Genomic DNA, 3,104 nt, shown 5'->3' with positions numbered 1-3,104 from the left:
ACGGGCCAGGACCGGCTGACGTGCCGGGAGAACGTCCGGCGCGGCAACCTCGTCGGGCCGCCGTAGCCGACCTCAGAGCTGTACGAGGAGGAGTGCCGATCCGCCGGTGCGGACGTTTCTGTACCGGCGAACCCGACTGTGTGCGCCTGATGAAGATCGCGCCGATCAGTCAGGAGATGATCCTGAACTTCCTGGGCTCCCACGTCCTGGGCCTGCCGAGGAGCTACTGATGACCACGAACGGCACGAAGACCGCGAGCCCGCTGTTCGACCTGACCGGCCACGCGGCTGCCGACGCCACATTCGCCGAGGTGCTGGCCAACGAGGCCCGCGCACAGCCGGGGGACTTCGCCACGGCAGACTCGGGGGAGGCGTACGCGGCGTTCGCCGCAAAGCGGGAGCCGGAGTTCACTGGTCGATGGGCACTATCCAGATCGGAGCAAGACAATGCGTGAGACCGTCATCGTCGGAGCCGTGCGCACCCCGGTCGGGAAGCGCAACGGCGGGCTGTCCGACCAGCACGCCGCCGACCTGTCCGCGATAGTCCTCAACGAACTACTCGAGCGCACCGACGTCGATCCCGACGTGATCGACGACGTGGTGTGGGGTTGCGTCTCGCAGGTCGGCGACCAGTCGAGCAACATCGGCCGATATGCCGTGCTCGCCGCGGGCTGGCCCGAACACATCCCCGGCACCACGATCAACCGGGCGTGCGGGTCGAGCCAGCAGGCGCTCGACTTCGCCGTGCAGGGGGTGATGTCCGGCCAGCAGGACATCGTCGTCGCGGGTGGGGTGGAGGTGATGAGCCGGGTGCCGCTGGGCGCCGCGCGCGCCACCGGCATGCCGTACGGGCCGAAAGTCCTTGCCCGCTATGACGATTTCTCGTTCAACCAGGGCCTCTCGGCCGAGATGATCGCCAAGAAGTGGGACCTGTCCAGGACCCGCCTCGACGAGTACTCGGCGCAGTCGCACGAGCGGGCCGCCGCCGCGCAGGACGCGGGCGCCTTCATCGACCAGATCGTCCCCGTCTTCACCGACGGCGACGTCGTGACGGCCGACGAGGGCATCCGTCGCGGCACCACCGTCGAGAAACTCGCCGGACTCAAGCCGGCCTTCACCGACGACGGCGTCATCCACGCAGGCAACTCGTCACAGATCTCGGACGGCGCCGCCGCGCTGTTGGTGATGACGGCCGAGAACGCGGTCCAACTGAATCTGACGCCCCTGGTCCGCTACCGCGCAGGCGCGGTCACCGGTGCCGACCCCGTGCTCATGCTCACCGGCCCCATTCCCGCCACCGAGAAGGTGCTGCACAAGGCGGGCGTGCGCATCGACGAGGTCGGTGTGTTCGAGGTCAACGAGGCGTTCGCGCCGGTGCCGTTGGCCTGGCTGGCCGAGACCGGCGCCGACGAGGCCCGGCTCAACCCGCTCGGCGGGGCGATCGCGCTCGGCCATCCGCTCGGCGCTTCGGGCGCGGTGCTGATGACCCGCATGATTCACCACATGCGCGACAACGGAATTCGGTATGGCTTGCAGACCATGTGCGAGGGTGGCGGCACCGCCAACGCCACGCTGGTCGAGCTGATGAACTAGCACGAGCGTAGAGAACGTTCGAAAGGAGGCGTCATGCGCCGGGATCTGTTCACCGAGGACCACGAGGCGTTCCGCGAGCTCGCCCGAAACTTCGTCGAAAAGGAAGTGGTACCGCATTATCCCGAGTGGGAGAAGGGCGGCCGCATGCCCCGCGACGTGTTCAAGCAGATGGGCGAGCTCGGCATGCTCGGCATGGCGATCCCCGAGGAGTACGGCGGCGCGGGCATGCCCGACTACCGCTACAACGTCGTCATGCAGGAGGAGGCGGCTCGCGCGCTGGTCACCTTGTCCACGGTGCGCACCCAGCTCGAGGTGATCCTGCCGTACTTCTTGCACTACGCGAACGAACAGCAGCGGCTGCGCTGGTTCCCCGGCCTCGCCGCGGGCACGCTTCTGACCGCGGTCGCCATGACCGAGCCAGGGACCGGGTCCGACCTGGCGGGCATGCGCACCACGGCGGTGCGCGACGGGGACGACTACATCCTCAACGGCGCCAAGACCTTCATCACCGGCGGCATGCAGGCCGACCTCGTCGTCGTGGTCGCCCGCACGTCCACCGATCCCGACAACCGGCGCAAGGGACTGACGCTGTTCGTCGTCGAGGACGGCATGGAGGGCTTCACCCACGGTCGCGAGCTGGAGAAGATGGGCTGCAAGGTGCAGGACACCGCCGAGCTGTCGTTCGTCGACGTCCGCGTGCCCGCGGCCAACCTGCTTGGCGAGGAGGGCGAGGCCTTCGGCTACCTGGGGCACAACCTGCCGCAGGAACGCCTCACCGTGGCCGTCGGGTCGGTGTCGCAGGCGCGGTCCGCGATCACCGCAGCCATCGACTACACCAAGGACCGCAAGGCATTCGGCACGCCCGTCGCGTCGTTTCAGAACACCCAGTTCGAACTCGCCGCGTGCTCGACGGAGGTGGAGGCGGCACAGGCGATGCTGGACCGCGCGGTCACCCTGCACGTCGAGGGTGAGCTGTCGGCCGCCGACGCCGCCAGGGTGAAGTTGTTCTGCACCGAGATGCAGGCCCGGGTGATCGACCGCTGCCTGCAGCTCTTCGGTGGCTACGGCTACATGATGGAATACCCGATCGCCCGGCTGTACACGGACGCCCGGGTGGCGCGCATCTACGCCGGGACCAGCGAGGTCATGAAGGTGATCATCGCCAAGTCGCTCGGCCTCTAAGGGCAAGCCGCAGACGGCGTCGGACGGGAATACGACAATCTCACGTCCTGGCCGCCAACCGCTGGTTGATCACCGACAACGCGCGCTCGCCCCAGCGAATGTTCTCCTGCTCGAACGAGATTCCCCGCAATAGGGTGAGGTAGGGGCCGACGCGCGGGCTCTCGGACAGGTATTCGTCCTCGGTACGGCCGTGCAGCAGGCGTTCCCGCAATCGTTCGTAGCGTGCGAGCTTGGCAGTGGCCCAACGCAGTTGCTCGGAGATCAAGTCGCGGACGGCCGCGGCATCGCCGGCATCGACGGCGCTGACCTTGATGAGCAAGTCGTCGCGAA

3 protein-coding genes and 2 pseudogenes are annotated in these 3,104 nt (G+C 67.8%); 4 read left to right on the top strand and 1 reads right to left on the bottom strand.

Going from position 1 to position 3,104, the window contains the following annotated elements; genetic code table 11:
- The 4 genes and pseudogenes from QOC69_RS00785 to QOC69_RS00770 all read left to right on the top strand — a co-directional run.
- The coding region (locus QOC69_RS00785; protein WP_526435386.1) for a hypothetical protein at positions 1–230 on the top strand (230 nt) is incomplete at its 5' end.
- 59 nt (positions 231–289) lie between these two features.
- Positions 290–454 (top strand): annotated as a pseudogene (locus tag QOC69_RS00780) (enoyl-CoA hydratase); the annotation flags it as partial.
- On the top strand, positions 447–1,592 hold the full coding sequence (locus QOC69_RS00775; protein ID WP_526435385.1) for a thiolase family protein: 1,146 nt from the start codon (positions 447–449) through the stop codon (positions 1,590–1,592). The pseudogene QOC69_RS00780 and the gene QOC69_RS00775, both read left to right, overlap by 8 nt.
- 33 nt (positions 1,593–1,625) lie before the next feature.
- Complete coding sequence (locus QOC69_RS00770; RefSeq protein ID WP_526435383.1) at positions 1,626–2,774, top strand: acyl-CoA dehydrogenase family protein; 1,149 nt, start codon at positions 1,626–1,628, stop codon at positions 2,772–2,774.
- 40 nt (positions 2,775–2,814) lie between these two features.
- On the opposite strand, the pseudogene QOC69_RS00765 reads toward QOC69_RS00770, so the two are convergent.
- Positions 2,815–3,104 (bottom strand): annotated as a pseudogene (locus QOC69_RS00765) (PadR family transcriptional regulator); the annotation flags it as partial.

The organism is Mycobacterium sp., from assembly GCF_032162105.1.
Classification (GTDB): domain Bacteria; phylum Actinomycetota; class Actinomycetes; order Mycobacteriales; family Mycobacteriaceae; genus Mycobacterium.
The sequence above is the reverse complement of the archived record's forward strand: the minus strand, read 5'-3'. Positions and strand labels throughout refer to the sequence as shown.